The sequence below is a fragment of the Hydrogenophaga flava NBRC 102514 genome (assembly GCF_001571145.1).
Classification (GTDB): domain Bacteria; phylum Pseudomonadota; class Gammaproteobacteria; order Burkholderiales; family Burkholderiaceae_C; genus Hydrogenophaga; species Hydrogenophaga flava.
The window spans coordinates 1-17,823 of record NZ_BCTF01000031.1; the positions used below are offsets into that span (position 1 = coordinate 1).

Here is a 17,823-nt window from a genome sequence, read left to right on the forward strand (position 1 = left end):
CCCGCCGCGCCTACCGGCTCGCGCCGCTGGTGCTCAGCCTCGGGCATGCGATGCGATCGGGCTCGCAGGTGCTGGCCATCGCCGCCCCGCGCATGCGCGCCCTGGCTGAGCGCGAACGCATCAACGTCGGCCTGGCCTACCCCGACCGGGACGAGATGGTCTACCTGGAGTCGATCCGCTACAACCGGCGCGTTGCGCTGCGCAACGTGGTCTCCGGCCAGCGGGTGCCGATGGAGCTCACCTCGCTGGGCCGGGCGTATCTGGCCACGGTGCCCGCCGAACGCTACGCACTGCTCGAACCCATCTTCAGGAAGCGCAATGGCCGGCACTGGCCCGAGATCAGACGGGCCATCGAAACGGCGACGGACCACATGAAGTCCAAGGGCTACTGCTGGGCCAGCTGGCAACCCGAGGTCCTGGCGCTGGCCACCGCGTTCCCGTCTTCGGAAGGCATCTGTGTCATCAACGTCAGCATGTCCACGCCGGAACAACCCGAGCGCTGGATCAGGACCCTCGCCCCCCATCTGCTGCGCCTGAAAGAGGACATCTGTCTGGAACTGTCCAAGCTTCCCGAGATCTGACCCAGGCATGCAAGGCGTGTGATTCAGAAGCGGCACGCCTCAAGTTGATCCAGGTCAAGTCGATATCTTGGGACATACCCACCCAAACGCCGACCGGCCCAGGAGCACCTGCATGACTGTTTTCCGACGTGTCACCGTTTCGTCTCGTCTCTATGCATCGTTCATTGGCATGGCGGTCATGGCTGTGGCCTCGCTGCTCACTGCCTACCTGCTGCAGATGCGCAGCGAAGCCACGCTCAACCGGCTCCTGGAGGTGGAACACCAGCACACCCAGGAGGTGAACGACTGGCGCATGATGTCGGCCGTCACCAGCGTCCGGATGATGGCGCTATCGCGCAGCGAAGATCCGGCCATCGACGCAATGTTCGGACCCGAGATCGATCCCCTGATCGCCACGATCGACAAGCAGTACGCGGCGATCAAGTCCTGGGCCAGCTCTTCCGAGGAGGTATCGGCGCTCAAGGCCATCGACGATATCGACCCGGTGATCATGGCCGCACACAAAAAGATGTTCGACAGCCGGCAGGCCGGTGACCGACAGGCCGCCATCGAGGTGTTCGACAAGGAATGGCTGCCGGCGGTCAAGCGATACGACGAAGCCATCAACCGGTTCGCAGCCCTGCGCGAGGCCAGGCTGGAACAGTCCATTCGCGACGCCCAGGCGCAAATCCACTCCCAGTTTTGGACCACCAGTGTCGTCATGGCCCTGATCCTCGCGGTCATCGGCTTCTTCGTGGTGGCCGTGGTGCGCTACATCCAGAAATCGCTGGACAGCGCGGTCCGCGCGGCAAAGACTGTGGCCGCTGGCGACCTGACCCTCAAGGTCGAGGCACATGACCGCGACGAGTTCGGCCAGCTCGGCCTGGAACTCAACCGCATGGCCGAGGGCCTGCGCAGCGTGGTCACCAAGGTCCGTCATGGCACCGACCACATGACGAACGCCGCCCACGAGATCGCTCAGGGCAACCAGGACCTGTCCCACCGAACGGAAAACCAGGCGAGCCAGCTGCAGCAGACCGCCGCCACCATGGAGATGCTGGCCGACAACGTGCGGCTGTCCGCCGACAACGCCGTTCAGGCCAACGCGACCGCCCACACCGCCAGCCGGGTGGCCCAGCGTGGGGGGGAGGCCATGGGGCTGGTGGTCAACACCATGGGACAGATCGAGCAGTCCTCCCGCAAGATCGAAGAGATCATCGGCGTCATCGACGGCATCTCGTTCCAGACCAACATCCTGGCTCTGAATGCGGCGGTTGAAGCGGCGCGCGCCGGAGAACAGGGACGTGGCTTTGCTGTGGTCGCTGGCGAGGTCCGCGCACTGGCTCAGCGATCCGCCACCGCCGCGAAGGAGATCAAGCAGCTGATCGCCGATTCCGCCGACAAGGTGCGCGCAGGGAACGTCCAGGTCGAAGAAGCGGGCAAAACCATGCTCGAGCTGGTGGAGTCGGTCCAGCACGTCAGTACCCTGATCGGGGAAATCAGTGCGTCGGCCGCGGATCAGCGCAACAGCATCTCCGGCGTGAGCACGGCGGTGACACAGCTCGATCACACCACCCAGCAGAACGCCGCGCTCGTTGAACAGTCGGCCGCCGCGGCGGCTTCCATGAGCGAACAGGCGAGGGCTCTTGCCGATTCGGTGGCGCTGTTCAGGATTTCCTGAACAGGACACAACGCAAGTCGGCAAGACAGCTTTCACAGGAGTTCAGTCGACCCCAGACAAACCCCAGCCGCCCCCTATCCCGTTTGGTAGGTGCCCGGTGCCCCTGCGCTGCCTAACCTCTGGTCTGCGGATTCCAGTCCGCCCCCCACAGACCACCAAGAGGCCAGCCCATGCACCGCAAACCCGCCTTCCACGGCACCCGTCCCCTGATGGCCGTCGCACTCGCGTGCGCGGCCTGTGCCGCCCACAGCGTCGAGAACGGCGCCCCCATCACGCCCATCGGCATCTTTGAATTCGGCGCGGGCACCCTGCCCCCGTCCTCGGTCGGCGCCACCGTGGGCGTGCGCGGCGCCAGCTACAGCGCCAGCCAGCTGCGCGACACCCGCGGCGACCGCTCGCCGGTCGGCATCAAGCTCAAGGTCCACAGCGCGTCGCTGGCCATCGTCAAGACCACCGACGTGCCGCTGCTGGGCGGCACCTACGGCTTCACCGCCGTCGTGCCCTACCTGGACATGAGCAACCGGCTCACGATCCCCACACCGGTGGGGCCCATGCCCCTGAAGGGAACCAATGCCGCCGTGGGCGACATCACCGTCGCCCCGGTGGTGGTGAAGTGGACGCCCTCGCCCGGCCTGTTCGTCAACGGCCGGCTGGAGCTGCAGCTGCCCACCGGCTCCTACAAGGCCGACCGCCTGATCAACTCCGGCTCCAACCACTGGACCGCCTCGCCCGCCGTGTCCTTCACCTGGATCGGCCCCACCGGGCTGGAGGTGTCGTCCAACATCCAGCTGAACGTGCACGGCAAGAACAAGGACACGCAGTACCGCTCGGGCATGGAGTACCAGCACGAGTTCGCCGTCGGCCAGCACGTGGGACCTTGGACCCTAGGCGTCGGTGGCTACCTCTACCAGCAGATCAGCGACGACAAGGTCAACGGCTCGAAGTTCCAGGACGGCAACCGCTCGCGCGTGATGGCGCTGGGCCCGGCCATCAGCTTCTTCGACCTCGGTTCCGACTGGCCGGTGTTCTGGGCCCACGTCTACAAGGAGTTCGGCGCGCGCAACCGCAGCCAGGGCACACAGGTCGCGGTGCGCGCCGCCTGGTCGTTCTGAGCCCGGCTTCAGCGGGGAACCGAGAGATGGGCCGCGGCGGACGACAGCACCAGGCGCACCAGGTCGGACTGCCGGTGCTGACCGGTCTTGGCCTGGATCTGCTTGAGCTGCACCCGCGCCGTGCCCACCGAGACACCCCGCAGCTGCGCGTATTCCTCGACGGTGCTGCCGGTGGCGATCGCGCCCAGCAGCCGGGCCTCGGTGGGGGTGAGGCCGAACAGGTTCTCCAGCGCCCCGGCCGGCAGCTCCAGCGCCACCGAGGCCGAGGACACCACCAGCATCAGCGAGCCGGGGTCGTCGCCGGGCCTCAGGGCCACGTGCAGGGCCTGGGCGCCCTCGCCCAGCCGCAGGTAGCCCACCCGCTGCGGCCCCGCACGCCGGGCCGCCGACAGCGCGGCGAGCAGCGCCTGGGTGTCCTGGGCCGAGCGGCCGTACAGGTGCTCGCCCTGCAGACACAGCGCCGCGCCGGGCGCCAGCAGGGCCGTGGCCTGCCGGTTCAGCAACTGCACGCGGCCGTCCTCGCCGCACAGCACGATGCCGAAGCACAGGCTGTCCATCAGGCCCCGCAGGCGCTCGTCGCGCTCCATGGTCGCCTGCATCTGGTCGGTCAGCAGGAAGGCCTGCCCGATGTGCGGCGCCAGGTCGGCCAGCCGGTTGACGTGCTCGACCGAAAAGTCGCTGGTGTCGTGCACCGGGCGGTGCAGGGCCAGGCCCAGGTACACACCGCGGCCCACGTCCTGCAGGGTGCCGATGAAACGGCCCAGGCCCAGCATGGCCAGCCGCTGCCGCAGCCGGGGGCCGGCCTCGTCGTCGGGATCGAACAGCAGCTCGTCGCTGGCCACCCGGTCCAGCCCGCGCAGCACACGCCGCTGCTCCAGCCGCGGGTTCTCGCCCGTGTTGAGTTCGGGCGACTGCACCGAGGTGACCGCCCGGGTGCGCGAGTCCTGCGCGGACCACAGCACCTGCGCCTGCCCACCCTCGAAGCGGAAGGCCTGCACCACGGCCGACTGGGCGCCCGTGAGGCTGCACAGGCGGTCCATCGACTGCACCCAGCGCGCCGGCTGCGCGGCACCCGCGTACAGGTCCAGCATCAGTTCGTCCGGTTTTCTCAGGAAGGCGGCGGGGGCGTTCGACATGGTGGGCAGAGATTAGCGAGCAACCGGCGCACCGCAAGGGTGGATTCCCTGCCCATGCGCCACTTTTCATTCACCCGAACTACACAGCAATCGCCATGCCAGAAACCATCCTGCACCACCCCCTGATCTGCACCATGGACCCGCAGCGGCCGTGGGCCCAGGCCATCGCGGTCCGTGACGGCCGCATCCTCGCGGTGGGCTCGCTGAAAGAAGCGCGCGAGGTGCTGCCCACCGCGCCACTGGTGCACCTGCCCGGCGAGATGGTGACCCCGGGCCTGGTCGACGTGCACAACCACTTCGTGTGGGCCGGCCGCGCCGAGCTGTACGAGGTGTTCGTGCCCCCCGTCTTCAGCCTGGACCAGGTGCTGGACGCGGTGCGCGCCGCCGCCGCCGGCAAGGCGCCCGGCGAATGGATCGTGGGCGGCATCTGGGGCTCGGCGCTGATCGGCGAGATCGATGCCGACGCCCGGCGGCGGCTGGACGAGGCCGCGGGCGGCCGCCCGGTGATGCTGCGCGACGACTCGCACCACAACCGCTTCGTGAGCACCGCAGCCCTGGCCGCCGCGGGCATCACGGACGACACGCCCGACCCGGTCAACGGCACCATCGTGCGCGACGCCACCACCGGCGAGGCCACCGGCCTGCTGCTGGAGGCCGCCTGCAGCCTGGTGGAAATGGCAGTGGCGCGCGCGCTGGACGCGTCCCCCCGCCTGGACGTGGAGGCCGCGGCGCACGCCGTGAAGCGGCTGAACGCGGTCGGCGTCACCGGCATGCAGGAGGCGCTGACGACGCGCGCCGTGATGCGCGCCCTCAAGACCCTGGACGACGAAGGCCGGCTGAGCGCCTGGGTGATGGGTTCGCTGCCCATGACCGAGGCCCCGCTGGCGCCCGGCGAAATGCCGGACGAACTGCAGGCGCTGCGCGACGACTTCCGCACCCGCCACTTCCTGCCCGACGCCGGCAAGATCTTCCTGGACGGCGTGCCCACGTCGCGCACCGCCGCCATGCTGGAGCCCTACCTGCCCGACGCGGTGCACGGCTGCTGCTTCCGCGGCGGCACCACGCTCACCGTGCCGCAGCTGGCTCGGGTGCTGTCCGACTGCGAGCAGAAGAACATCCGGGTCAAGATCCACTGCACCGGCGACGCCTCCACACGCGCGGCGCTGGACGCCATCGACGTGCTGCGCAGTTTCAACGGCCCGGGGCTGCAGCACCACATCGCACACGCCACGTTTATCGACCCGGCCGAGATCCCGCGTTTTGCTGCGCTGGACGTGGTGGCCGACCTCTCGCCGCCGCTGTGGTTCCCGAGCGTGATCATCGACGCCATCCGCGGCACCGTGGCCAAGCACATCGTCGACCGCATGGCCCCCATCCGCTCGCTGGTGGAGGCCGGGGCCCTGGTGGCCGGCGGTTCGGACTGGCCCGTGGTGCCCGACCCCAACCCCTGGCCGGCCATGCAGGGCATGGTCACGCGGCGCGACCCCTCGGGCCGGCTGGACGGCGCGCTCGCGCCCGAACAGGCCATCGGCGTGCAGGACGCGCTGCGCGCCTACACCCTCAACGCCGCCCAGGCCACCGGTCTGGCAGATCGGGCCGGCTCGCTCACAGCCGGCAAGTCCGCGGACCTCGCGGTGCTGGACCGTCGGGTCTTCGACATCGACCCCGCCGAGCTGGGCCAGACCCGGGTGCTGCAGACCTGGTTCGAAGGACGTTGCGTGCACGGGGCCGACACATGACCACCGACCCGCGCGTCCCGGTGACGGTGCTCACCGGCTTTCTGGGCAGCGGCAAGACCACGCTGCTGCAGCAGCTGATGCAGCGCCCCGAATGGCGGCGCACCGCCGTGGTCATCAACGAGCTGGGCGAGACCGGGCTGGACCACCTGCTGGTGCAGCACGTCGCGCCCCATGTGCGGCTGCTGCAGAGCGGCTGCCTGTGCTGTTCGGTGCGCGAAGACCTGACGCAGACCCTGGCGGACCTGCTGGCGCGCCGGCGGCGCCAGGAGCTGCACTTCGACCGCGTGGTGGTGGAGACCACGGGGCTGGCCGACCCGCTGCCGGTGATGCACACCCTGACCACGCATGCCTCGCTGGTGCGCGACTTCCGGCTGGCGGGCGTGGTGACCGTGGTCGACGCCTTCAACGGCTTCGCCACGCTCGACCAGCACGAGGAGGCCCGCCGCCAGGTGGCCGTGGCCGATGCGCTGCTGCTGAGCAAGTGCGACCTGGTGCAGCCCGCAGCGCGCGAATCGCTGGAGGGGCGACTGGCGCGTCTGAACCCCAGCGCGCCGCAGCACCGGGTGGACCATGGAGCGCTGCGCTCCGAGCACCTGCTCTACCTGGAAAACCTCGACAACCCCTTCCACGCCCCCGCACCGGCGAACACCCCCGCGCCGAAGACGGCCGGCTGGCTGTTCAGGGCCACCGGCCCGCTCACCGGCTCGCTGTTCCAGCGCGCGCAGCACGCGCACGCCAGCGACATCCAGACCCTGTGCCTGACGGTGGACGAGCCGTTCGAGGACGAGGCCTTCCGCCACTGGCTGACCCTGCTCACCGCCCTGCGCGGCGAGCGCCTGCTGCGCTTCAAGGGCCTGGTCCACATCGCCGAGCGCCCCGAACAGCCGCTGGTGGTGCACGCCGCGCAACACCTGGTGCACCCCCCGGTGCCCCTGCCCGCCTGGCCCGACGCCGACCGCCGCTCGCGGCTGGTGTTCATCACCCAGGGCATGGAGCCGCAGGTGATCGAACGCACGCTGCACAAGTTCACCGGCGCCCGCGCCGTGGCCGCACCGGCCTGACCGTTCCCCGTTTCCGTTTTCTTTCTTCCCCGGAGCAAGCCCCATGAACCACCACCCCGCCCCACGCCGCGAGTTCCTCAAGACCTCTGTCGCCCTCACCGCCGCCAGCGCCCTGCCCGGCTTCGCCATCGCGCAGCAGAAGGCGCTGCGCGTCGGTTACATCACCGCCCTGTCCGGGCCGCGCGCGCCCTTCGGCGTGGCCGACCAGTGGCACCTGGCCAAGATGCGCGAGCTGCTCAAGAACGGCCTGGAGGTGGGCGGCCAGCGCGTGCCGGTCGAGATCCTGCTGCGCGACAACCAGTCCGACCCCAACCGCTCGGTGCAGGTGGCCAGCGAGCTGGTGCTGCGCGAGAAGGTCGACCTGATGCTGGTGGAAGACGGCGACGCCTCCACGCCCGCGGGCCAGCTGTGCGACGTGCACGGCGTGCCGATGATCAGCACCATGTCGCCGTGGCAGGCCTTCCTGTTCGCCCGCAACGGCAAGATCAGCAAGGGCTTCCCGTTCTCGTTCCACTTCTTCTGGGGTGCGGACGACGTGGTGAAAACCTTCACCTCGCTCTGGGACAGCGTCAAGACCGGCAAGTCGGTCGGCACGCTGTACATCGACAACCCACCCGGCGCGGCCTTCGCCGACCCGCTGGCCGGCATGCCGCCCGCGCTGAGGAAGGCCGGCTACGCCGAGTCCACCGGCGGCTTCTTCAAGGTCGCCACGGACGACTTCAGCAACCCCATCGCCAGCTTCAAGAAGGCCAACGCCGACATCGTCTCGGGCTTCATGTACGAGAGCCACTTCGCCACCTTCTGGAAGCAGGCGCAGCAGCAGGGCTACAAGCCCGAGGTCTGCACCGTGGCGGCGGCCTTCCTGTTCCCCAGCGCACTCAAGGCCCTGGGCGCGGCGGGCAACGGCATGTCCACCGAGGTCTGGTGGACGCCCGCGTTTCCCTACCGGTCCTCGCTCACCAACCAGAGCGCCGCCGAGCTCGCGGCCGAGTGGGAGAAGTCCACCGGCAACCAGTGGACCCAGCCGCTGGGCTATGTGCACGCCATGTGGGAGGTGGGCCTGCACGCGCTCAAGACCGCGGGCGACCCGTTCGACCGCAAGGCGGTGCGCGACGCCATCCAGAACATGACGCTGGACACGGTGGTCGGCAAGGTCGACTTCAAGAACAGCCCGATCAAGAGCGTGGCCCGGACGGCGCTGGCCGGTGGCCAATGGAAGCGCACGGCCGCGGGGTCGAAGCACCCCTACGAACTCGTGGTGGTGAACAACGCGCTGGCGCCCGCCATCCCGCTGGGCGGCAAGCTCGAACTGCTCTCGCAAATCAAGTAAGGCGCCCCATGAGTCTGGAAGTCAGGGGCCTGTGCAAGGCCTACGGCCAGGTGGTGGTGGCCGACCGCATCGACATCGATCTGCCGGTCGGCCAGTGCCTGGGCGTGATCGGTCCCAACGGGGCCGGCAAGAGTTCGCTGTTCCACCTGCTCACCGGCACTGTGGCCGCCGACGCGGGGCACATCGCGCTGGAAGGCAAGCCGCTCTCGGGCCTGCCCGCCCACCGGCGCGCGCGCCTGGGCGTGGCGCGCGCCTTCCAGGTGCCGCAGCCCTTCGGCCACCTCAGCGTGTTCCAGAACGCGCTGGCGGCCGCCACCTTTGCGGCCGATCTGCGCGGCGAGGCCGCGGCCAGCGCCGCGCAGGACGCGCTGGAGCGCTGCGGGCTGTCCCGCGCCGCCGACAAGCTGGCCGGCGCCCTGCCCCTGCTGGACCGCAAGCGCCTGGAGATGGCCAAGGCCGTGGCCGCGCAGCCGCGCCTGCTGCTGCTGGACGAGGTGGCCGGCGGCCTGACCGAGCGCGAGGTGCACCAGATGGTGGACCTGGTGCAGCAGCTCAAGCAGCGCTACGCGGTGATCTGGATCGAGCACATCGCGCACGCGCTGCGCGCCGTGGCCGACCGCATCATGGTGCTGCACTTCGGCCGCAAGCTGCTGGAGGACACGCCCGCCGAGGTCATGGACAGCGCCATCGTGCGCGAGATCTACATGGGGGTGCCTGCCAATGCCGCTGCTTGAAGTCGACAGCGTCGACGTGTTCTACGGCGACTTCCAGGCGGTCTCCGGCGTGAGCCTGTCGCTCTCGGCCGGCGAGGTGCTGGCGCTCATCGGTGCCAATGGCGCCGGCAAGACCACGCTGCTGCGCGCGGTCACCGGTCTGCTGGCGCCGCGCGCGGGCCGCATCCGTTTCGACGGCGACGATGTGACCGGCCTGCCCGCCGAAGCCTTGGCGCGCCGCGGCGTGGCCATGGTGCCCGAGGGCCGCATGCTGTTCCCGTCGCTGACGGTGGAGGAGAACCTGCAGATGGGCACGCTCACCCGCCGGCGTGGGCCCTGGACGCTGGACGCGGTGTACGGGGTGTTCCCGGTGCTCAAGGAACTGCGCCAGCGCAACGCGATGCAGCTCTCGGGCGGGCAGCAGCAGATGGTGGCCATCGGCCGCGCGCTGCTGGGCAACCCGCGCCTGCTGGTCTGCGACGAGCTCTCGCTGGGCCTGGCGCCGCTGGTGGTGGAGGAGATCTACCGCACCTTCGACCGCATCCGCGGCGCCGACCTGGCCATCGTGCTGGTGGAGCAGGACGTGGCGCGCGCCCGCTCGGTCTCCGACCGGCTGACCTGTCTGCTCAAGGGCCAGGTCACGCTGCAGGGCGCGAGCCAGGGCATCACGCTGCCGCAGGTGACGGCGGCCTATTTCGGGGAATGACATGGACTGGCTATCGACCTTGATCAACGGCCTGCTGCTCGGCGGCCTCTACGCGCTGTTCGGCCTGGGCCTGGCGCTGGTGTTCGGCGTGATGCGGGTGGTGAACCTGGCGCACGGCGAGTTCATCGTGCTCGGCGCCTACGCCGGCTTCTTCCTGGTGGGCTGGTTCAGCAGCGTGCCGGTGTGGGCCATGCTCATCCCGGTGGTGCTGATCGGCTACGCCTTTGGCTGGCTGCTGCAGGCCACGCTGCTCAACCGCGCGGTGCGCACGGGCAATGTGCTCACGCCGCTGATGCTGACCTTCGGCCTGTCGGTGCTGCTGCGCAACGGCATGGTCGAGCTCTTCGGCGCCGACTCGCGCGCTGTGGACGCCGGCGCGCTGGGCAGCGCCAGCATGGACCTGCTGGGCCTTTCGGTGGGCGTGTACCCGGTGCTGATGCTGCTGCTGGCACTGGCCCTGTTCGCCAGCCTGCAGTGGGTGCTGCGGCACACCGAGTTCGGCCGCACGGTGCGCGCCACGGCCGACTTCCCGGACGTGGTGCGGCTGATGGGCGTCAAACCCGAACGCGTGTTCTGCCAGGTCATGGGCCTGGCCGCGGCCTTCGCCATGGGCGCGGGCTACCTGCTGGCGCAGCGCACGCTGTTCACACCGTTCTCCGGTGTCGAGCGCATGCTGGTGGCCTTCGAGGTGGTGATCATCGGCGGCCTGGGTTCGTTCTGGGGCGCGGTTGCCGGGGGTCTGGTGCTGGGCGTGGCCCAGCTGTTCGGCCAGCGCCTGGACTCCAACGCCGGCTCGCTGTACGCGCACCTGCTGTTCCTCTTCACGCTGATGGTCCGCCCCAAGGGCCTGGCCGGAGGCCGCGCATGAAAGCCCGCGCCCTGCTTCCCCTGGCCTGGACCCTGCCCTGCGCCATCGCCGCCGCGCTGGCGCCGCAGTGGCTGGACGCCGGCCTGATGCGCCTGGCCAGCGAGGTGCTGCTGGCCATCTGCCTGGCCCAGATGTGGAACCTGCTGGCCGGGTACGGCGGCCTGATGTCGCTGGGCCACCAGCTGTTCATCGGCGTCGGCGCCTACGCCCTGTTCGACCTCGCGCAGCGCACCGGCGTCTCGCCCTACTGGCTGCTGCCGCTCACCGCCCTGGCCGGCGCGCTGTGCGCGGTGCTGATCGCGCCCGCCCTGTTCCGGCTGCGCGAGGCCTACTTCGCCATCGGTATCTGGGTCATGGCCGAGGTGGTGCTGCTGCTGGTGACCAAGACCCAGGCCCTGGGCGGCAACGCGGGCCTGACGCTGGACATGTCGGCGCTGGAGGACATCGAGCTGTTCGGGCAGATGAGCTTCTGGCTGTCCTGCGCGCTGGGCATTGCGTCGGTGGCCGGGCTGCAGCTGCTGATGCGCTCGCGCCTGGGCCTGGCCATGACGGCCGTGCGCGACAACGAGGTGGCCGCACGCAGCGTGGGCATCGACGTGCAGCGCGTGCGCCTGGTGGCCTTTGTCATCTCCGGCGGCATGAGCGCGCTGGCCGGTGCCGTGTACTTCATGGGTGGCATGTTCCTCGCGCCCAGCGCCGCCTTCGACGTCAACTGGGTGGTGATGATGCTGTTCGCCACCCTGATCGGCGGCATCGGCACCATCGGCGGCCCGGTCATCGGCGTGCTGATCTGGTTTGCGCTGCGCGAGCTGCTGGCCACCTCGCTGGGCATCTCCGGCGGCTGGTACCTGATCGCCATGGGCGCGGTCGCCGTGCTGGTCAGCCTGTGGGCCCCGCGCGGCCTGCTGGGCCTGCGCCCCTGGACCTCCCTGCGAAAGGCCATGCCATGACACCCGCCGCCCGCCTCCTGCCCCTGGCCGCCGCCCTCGCGGCCTCGGCCACCAGCGTCTGCGCTCAGGACAAGCCACCGCAACCCATCGTGGTGGGCGCGGTCAGCAGCCTCACCGGGCCGGGCGCCTCGGACGCCAGCGTGCAGGCGGCGCGCATGGTCTTCGATTCGGTCAACGCCGCCGGGGGCGTCCAGGGCCGGCGCATCGAGTACCGGGTGATCGACGACCGGATGTCGCCGCCGCAGGCGCAGCGCGCGGCCACCGAGCTGATCGAGGACCCGCGCACCGTCGCCCTGGTGGGCGGTTCCAGTGCGCTGGAGTGCGGCGTGAACCAGGCGCGCTACGCCCAGGCCGGCCTGTTCAACCTGCCCGGCGCCGGTGGCGACCCCGCGTGTTTTTCTTCGACCCACATCGCGCCGCTGAACGCCGGCCCCTACGTGGCCACCGCCACGGCCCTGAGCTTCGCGCACCAGGTGCTGCGCCACGAGCGCCTGTGCGTGGTCTCGCCCGCGCTGCCGGGCATGACCGAGGCGTTCGAAAAATCAGTGCGGGACTGGACGCAGCGCACCAGGGCGCCCGCCCCGGCGCTGGACATGTACCAGCTGGGCGAGCCGCTGGCGCCGCTGGTGCAGCGGGTGGCGGCGCGCCAGTGCCAGGCGGTGGTCTACACCGGCCCCGGCGGCCCCGCCATCGAATGGGTGCTGGCCAGCCGGCCGGCCATGCCCCGGGTGCCCATCGTGATGCTCACCCCGGTCTACACCACGCAGGCCGCGCAGGCGCTGGCGGGTGCGGGCGACGGCCTCTACGCGATGGCCGAGTTCGACCCCTGGTCCAGCGGCTCGATGCAGATCATGGGCTGGCGCCGCCTGCTGATCGCCCGGCAGATCGAACCCAGCTCGCTCTCGCAGGGCGGCTATCTTGCGGCGCAGGCCCTGGTACACACGCTGCAGGGCCTGCGCGGCCCCATCACCCGGGCCAGCGTGGCGCAGGCCCTGCAGACCATGGCGCCCTGGCGCAGCGGCATGATGGAACAGCCCTTCCGGGTCGGCGCCGACGGCCGCCACCAGCTCAACCGCAGCGCGCTGCCGATGAAGCTGGAGGCGGGCAAATGGCGCATCGCCCACACCCAGTGGATCCGCGAGTGAATCAGAGGCTGCGCAGCCCATCTCCGAACACGTCCAGCGCCTTGAACAGCAGCTTGCGCGGGATGGTCAGCGAGGGCATGACGCGCATCACGTTGGTGTAGCGGCCGCAGGGCACCATCAGCACGCCGTGGCTCAGCACATGGCCCATGAGCTTGCCCAGCTTCTCGCCCGTCAGCGGCGCCTTGGTGGCCTGGTCCTCCACCAGTTCGATGCCGATCATCAGCCCGCGGCCGCGCACCTCGCCGATGTAGGGGTTGTTGAAGCCGCGGATGTACGCCTGCGCCTCCTGGCCCAGCTGGTGGGCGCGGTTGATCAGGTCCAGCTTCGGGTCCTGCAGCAGGCTGATGTTGGTCAGGGACACCGCGGCCGACAGCGAGTTGGCCGCGAAGGTGTTGGGCGCCGAGCCGTCGGGGATCTTCGCGGCCAGGTCGGAGCGCATCACCAGACCGGCCATCGGCACGTCGCCGCCCATGCCCTTGCCGAAGGTCAGCATGTCGGGCTTCACGCCCGAGTGCTCGACCGCCCACATCTTGCCGGTGCGGCCCGCGCCACACTGCACCTCGTCCACGATCAGCAGTGCGCCGCTCTTGTCGCAGGCCTTGCGCAGCAGCTGCAGGAACTCGGGCGACGGCGGCACATAACCGCCCTCGCCCTGCACCGGCTCCACGATCACGGCGGCCACGTCGTCGGCCGCGGTGTAGGGCGTGTTGAGCAGGTAGTCCACGTATTCACCGGCGATCTGCTCGGCGCTCTTGTGGGTGGTGTCGAACGGGAAGCGGTAGGCGTAGGGGTACGGCGCATGGATCACGCCGCCCATGAACGGTCCGTAGCCCTTGCGGTAGGCGGTGCCGGTGGTCAGCGCGTTCGAGGCGTTCCACACCCCGTGGTAGCCGCCGTGGAAGGCAATGATCTGGTGCCGACCGGTGACGCGCTTGGCGAACTTCACCGCCGCTTCCAGCGCGTCGCTGCCGCTCTGCGTGAAGAAGGTGATGCAGTCGCCGCGCAGGCCCTCGGGCATGATCTCGGAGATCTTGGCCGCCAGCTCGGTGCGCTTGGAGCTGTTGACCTCCATCGCGTGCATCAGCACTTCCGACTGCTGGCGGATCGCCTCCAGCACCTTCGGGTGGCAGCGGCCCACGCTGCTCACGCCCACGCCGGCCGAGAGGTCGATGAAGGTGTTGCCGTCCGGGTCCTGGAAGGTGACGCCCATGGCGCGGTCCATCACCACCGGCATGCGGCCACCACCGCGCGCCATCGACTCGGTGCGCGCGGACAGCGCCAGCGCTTCTTGCGCCTTGGGACCGGGGAAGGTGGCCGAGACCATCTTGGGCGCATCGGCAAAGCTCAGGGATTCAAAGTCAAGTTCGTTCACGGGGACACCTTGGAGAAACTGTGGTCGGCGATGCATCACCGGCAAGGGTGATCGCATCGAAGGACACAGAGCCGCGTGGCTCTGGTGGGACGGATTCTGTTGGTGCCCCCGCGAGCGGGGTTAGCCCGAATCGGCAAGCTTTGGCAGCCCGCCGGTGGGTGAAGAGACACAGGGGCCGGCGCGCTGCGCCGGCGGGTCTCAGGCCGCGGCGGCGGCCCGTGCGGGCGGCGCGCTGACCGCGCGCGGGGTCTGCGACGGCAGCTCCAGGAACAGCTCCTGGTACTCCGACGCGAAGTGGCTCAGGTGGAAGAAGCCCCACTTCGCGGCGGCGTCACCGATCGACAGCTGCTGGGGCGTGGTGGACATGAGTTCGCGCCGCACACCGTTCAGGCGCACGCTGCGGATGTAGTTCACCGGGTTGGTCTCGGTCACGCTCTGGAAGCTGTTCTGCACCGTGCGGCGGCTGACCCGCAGCCGTTTGCACAGGTCCACCACGCTGGGCGCGTTGGCGGCGTCCGACAGGGTCATGCGGTGGCACTTCTCCACGATGAAGCTGCGCGAGGAGCTGCCGTGGCGCTGGGACCGGTCGCACGCGGGATCGGAGATCAGGCGCATCAGCTCACCCAGCATCGCCTGCTCGACCTGCTGCTCCTCCTCGGGCGTGGACACCTGCCCGGAGACGGCGATCACCGCGTTGAACAGGGCCAGCAGGCGCTTGCGGCTCTCCGCCAGGCGGTGGCCAGGCACCTGCACCACCGGCTGCTTCAGCAGCGCGTCGATGCCGGTGGGCCAGGGGGCGCCCGCCATCATCCGCTCGAAGGCCTCGCGCTCGAAGGTGATGGACAGCATGTCCATGTGCATCGGCATGTGGAACATGAACTCGTCGCCGCCCTGCAGCACGAAGATGCACTTGTCGTCCGCCGCCCGGCCCTGCACCCGCGCTGCGCCGGGCACGGCCAGCGGCACCGCGAAGCAGATCTGGCCGCGCGGCGCCTCGCCGTGCTGCACCACGCGCTGGTTGATGAGTTCGCGGAACGCGTGGATGCGCGTGGTGGAGAACTGGGACAGGGCGCACTGCGCGGCGCCGGCCGAGATCTGGCTGTAGGTCTGGCCCCAGCCATGCACCGATGTGGCGTGCAGGTGCACGTCGTTGAAGCGATCTGTTCTGGTGTTCATGAGACCTCTGGTCAACGTGGTCCGAATGCGGGCATCTGGTGGCCCGTGACGTCGTGATCCCTGGTGCCGCAAGAAGTGTGCCTCTGGCCCCCGGCGCGCCGGTACCCGTGCTAACCCGCAGAAGCGGGTGCCGGGCGTGACAAGGTGCTGATTTGGGCTACTGAGGCGCCGGGCGCCAACCCGACACTCGCCCCGACTTCAGCCACCCACCCGAGTGTTCAACATGACCCAGCACCTCAAGCACTTCATCGAAGGCGCCCACACCGAATCGTCGGACGACGCGCGCCTGGACCTGATCAACCCCGTGGACGAGCAGGTGTACGCCACCGCCGCCAGCGGCACTGCGCAGGACGTGGACCGCGCCGTCTCGGCCGCCCACGCCCAGCTGGTCGGCGGCGCCTGGAGCAAGCTCAACGGCAGCCACCGCGCGGCGCTGCTGAACCAGCTGGCCAGCCTGGTCGAGCGCGACCTGGAGATCCTGGCCGACATGGACGCACGGGCCATCGGCCGCTCGCGCATGGAACCGCGCATGATGGACGTGCCCAACGCCGTGTCCCACCTGCGCGCGGCCGCGGGCTGGGCCAACCAGCTGGAGGGCCGCACCATCCCCACCGGCGGCTACATGGGGGTGCGCACGCTGTCCTACACGGTGCGCGAACCGGTGGGCGTGGTCGCGGCCATCGTGCCCTGGAACGCGCCGCTGATGATCACCACCTGGAAGCTGGCGGCCCTGCTCGCGGCCGGCTGCACCGTGGTCATCAAGCCGTCGGAAGAGACGCCGCAGTCGGCCCTGCACCTGGCCGCGCTGTGCCAGGAAGCGGGCTTCCCCGACGGTGTGGTCAACGTGGTGATGGGCCTGGGTGAGGTGGTGGGTCGCGCGCTGTGCGAGCACCCGCTGGTGGCCAAGATCAGCTTCACCGGCAGCCCCGAGGCGGGCGCGGCCATCCAGCGCATCGCGGCGCCGCTGTTCAAGCGGGTGACGCTGGAGCTGGGCGGCAAGAGCCCGCAGATCGTGTTCGACGACGCCCGCTTCGACGACGCGGTGCGCGGTTGCGCCATGGGCCTGTTCATCAACCAGGGCCAGGTCTGCGCGGCGGGCTCGCGCATTCTGGTGCAGAAGGGCATTGCCGCGAAGTTCTCGGCCGCGCTGGCGCAGGCCGCGAAGGCGGTCACCGTGGGCGACCCTTCGCAGGAGGGCGTGCAGATGGGGCCGGTGGCCAAGAAGGCCCAGTACGAGCGGGTGAACCGCTACATCTGCCAGGGCCTGGAAGAAGGCGCCGAGCTGCTGGCGGGCGGTGTGTCGAACACCGCCAAGGGCTGGTTCGTGCGGCCCACCATCTTCGGCGGCGCGAACAACCGCATGAGCATCGCGCGCGAGGAGATCTTCGGCCCGGTGGGCACGGTCATCGAGTTCGAGACCGACGACGAAGCCATTGCCCTAGCCAACGACTCGGCCTACGGCCTGGCGGCCACGGTGTGGACCGGCAGCCTGGAGCGCGCCCACAAGGTGGCCGGCGCCATGCGCGTGGGTGCCGTCGGCGTGAACTGCTGGAGCCCGCTGGACGCCAACCTGCCCTGGGGCGGCCTCAAGACCAGCGGCATCGGCCGCGAGGGCGGCCTGCCCGGTTCGCTGGCCTACACCGAAGAGAAGGTCATCACCGTGCTGCTGCCCTGACCCACCCCCTCTCCCCTTTCACACCCACGTCCACTGGAGAACCCGACATGAAGCACCAAGACAAGTACCCAGCCAGCATGCGCGCGCTGCACTGGCTGATGGCCCTCCTCATCCTCGGCCAGATCTTTGGCGGCTGGTTCATGACGCCCTACGACGAGACCCGCGAGCCGCTGGTGGGCCAGCTCTACTGGTGGCACAAGTCCTTCGGGCTGCTGGCCTTCCTGCTGATCTTCATCCGTCTGAGCAACCGGCTGCGCTACGTGCCACCCGAGCTGCCTGCGGGCCTGCCCGCCTTCGACCGCAAGCTGGCGCACTTCGCGCACTGGGCCATCTATTTCCTCATCGTGATGCTGCCCATCACCGGCTACACGCTGTCGAGCACCTTCGAGTACAGCGACGGTGTCACATTCTTCGGCATCCACGTGCCCGAGCTGTTCCCGAAGAACGAGACCGCCTACGAAGCCGCCGACTGGCTGCACGGCATCCTGGCCTACACCCTGCTGGCGGTGGTCGTGCTGCACCTGGCCGGCGTGATCAAACACCGCTACTTCGACAAGAACCCCGACAACGATGTCCTCCAACGCATGCTCTGAGAAACC

General features: G+C 69.6%; 16 protein-coding genes. 13 read left to right on the top strand and 3 right to left on the bottom strand.

The features are described from left to right. The 3 genes from HFL01S_RS25455 to HFL01S_RS21470 all read left to right on the top strand — a co-directional run. On the top strand, window positions 1-581 hold a 581-nt coding region (locus tag HFL01S_RS25455; RefSeq protein WP_066262541.1), incomplete at its 5' end, for an IclR family transcriptional regulator domain-containing protein. A gap of 112 nt (window positions 582-693) precedes the next feature. Then, window positions 694-2,241 (top strand): methyl-accepting chemotaxis protein, encoded by a 1,548-nt coding sequence (locus tag HFL01S_RS21465; protein WP_084383553.1) that lies wholly within the window; start codon window positions 694-696, stop codon window positions 2,239-2,241. A gap of 170 nt (window positions 2,242-2,411) precedes the next feature. Continuing rightward, entirely contained in the window at window positions 2,412-3,353 is a 942-nt protein-coding gene (locus tag HFL01S_RS21470) for a SphA family protein (RefSeq protein ID WP_157539007.1), read from the top strand. Between the two features lie 8 nt (window positions 3,354-3,361). Here HFL01S_RS21470 and HFL01S_RS21475 read toward each other — a convergent pair whose 3' ends face one another. Next, complete coding sequence (locus HFL01S_RS21475; protein ID WP_157539009.1) at window positions 3,362-4,489, bottom strand: helix-turn-helix transcriptional regulator; 1,128 nt, start codon at window positions 4,487-4,489, stop codon at window positions 3,362-3,364. 95 nt (window positions 4,490-4,584) lie between these two features. Between HFL01S_RS21475 and HFL01S_RS21480 the strand changes: the two genes are divergently transcribed. From HFL01S_RS21480 to HFL01S_RS21515, 8 genes are read left to right on the top strand one after another with little or no spacing between them, the layout of a single operon-like run. Then, entirely contained in the window at window positions 4,585-6,228 is a 1,644-nt protein-coding gene (locus HFL01S_RS21480; RefSeq protein ID WP_066262547.1) for an amidohydrolase, read from the top strand. Continuing rightward, window positions 6,225-7,289: a CobW family GTP-binding protein gene (locus tag HFL01S_RS21485; RefSeq protein WP_066262549.1), complete on the top strand. Its 1,065-nt coding sequence runs from the start codon at window positions 6,225-6,227 to the stop codon at window positions 7,287-7,289. The genes HFL01S_RS21480 and HFL01S_RS21485 overlap by 4 nt, the downstream gene beginning before the upstream one ends. Window positions 7,290-7,332: 43 nt before the next feature. After that, complete coding sequence (locus tag HFL01S_RS21490; RefSeq protein ID WP_066262551.1) at window positions 7,333-8,619, top strand: ABC transporter substrate-binding protein; 1,287 nt, start codon at window positions 7,333-7,335, stop codon at window positions 8,617-8,619. An 8-nt stretch (window positions 8,620-8,627) separates the two neighbouring features. Further along, window positions 8,628-9,353 (top strand): ABC transporter ATP-binding protein, encoded by a 726-nt coding sequence (locus HFL01S_RS21495; protein WP_066262554.1) that lies wholly within the window; start codon window positions 8,628-8,630, stop codon window positions 9,351-9,353. Beyond that, complete coding sequence (locus HFL01S_RS21500; protein ID WP_066262557.1) at window positions 9,340-10,038, top strand: ABC transporter ATP-binding protein; 699 nt, start codon at window positions 9,340-9,342, stop codon at window positions 10,036-10,038. The genes HFL01S_RS21495 and HFL01S_RS21500 overlap by 14 nt, the downstream gene beginning before the upstream one ends. Before the next feature lies 1 nt (window position 10,039). Continuing rightward, window positions 10,040-10,906 (top strand): branched-chain amino acid ABC transporter permease, encoded by an 867-nt coding sequence (locus HFL01S_RS21505; RefSeq protein WP_066262560.1) that lies wholly within the window; start codon window positions 10,040-10,042, stop codon window positions 10,904-10,906. Next, entirely contained in the window at window positions 10,903-11,856 is a 954-nt protein-coding gene (locus HFL01S_RS21510; protein ID WP_066262563.1) for a branched-chain amino acid ABC transporter permease, read from the top strand. Before HFL01S_RS21505 ends, HFL01S_RS21510 begins: the two co-directional genes overlap by 4 nt. Next, window positions 11,853-13,001, top strand: a complete 1,149-nt coding sequence (locus tag HFL01S_RS21515; RefSeq protein ID WP_066262566.1) for an ABC transporter substrate-binding protein — start codon at window positions 11,853-11,855, stop codon at window positions 12,999-13,001. The genes HFL01S_RS21510 and HFL01S_RS21515 overlap by 4 nt, the downstream gene beginning before the upstream one ends. Before the next feature lies 1 nt (window position 13,002). On the opposite strand, the gene HFL01S_RS21520 is transcribed toward HFL01S_RS21515, so the two are convergent. After that, the gene (locus tag HFL01S_RS21520; protein WP_066262570.1) at window positions 13,003-14,373 is read right to left on the bottom strand and encodes an aspartate aminotransferase family protein; all 1,371 of its coding nucleotides are present in this window, start codon (window positions 14,371-14,373) and stop codon (window positions 13,003-13,005) included. A gap of 198 nt (window positions 14,374-14,571) precedes the next feature. Then, a complete protein-coding gene (locus HFL01S_RS21525) occupies window positions 14,572-15,549 on the bottom strand; it encodes a helix-turn-helix domain-containing protein (RefSeq protein WP_066262573.1) in 978 nt (325 codons plus the stop codon). Window positions 15,550-15,772: 223 nt separating this feature from the next. Here HFL01S_RS21525 and HFL01S_RS21530 point away from each other — a divergent pair, with 223 nt between their 5' ends. Further along, entirely contained in the window at window positions 15,773-17,224 is a 1,452-nt protein-coding gene (locus tag HFL01S_RS21530; protein WP_066262648.1) for an aldehyde dehydrogenase family protein, read from the top strand. Window positions 17,225-17,271: 47 nt separating this feature from the next. Next, entirely contained in the window at window positions 17,272-17,817 is a 546-nt protein-coding gene (locus HFL01S_RS21535) for a cytochrome b (protein ID WP_066262576.1), read from the top strand. Window positions 17,818-17,823: the final 6 nt, after the last annotated feature.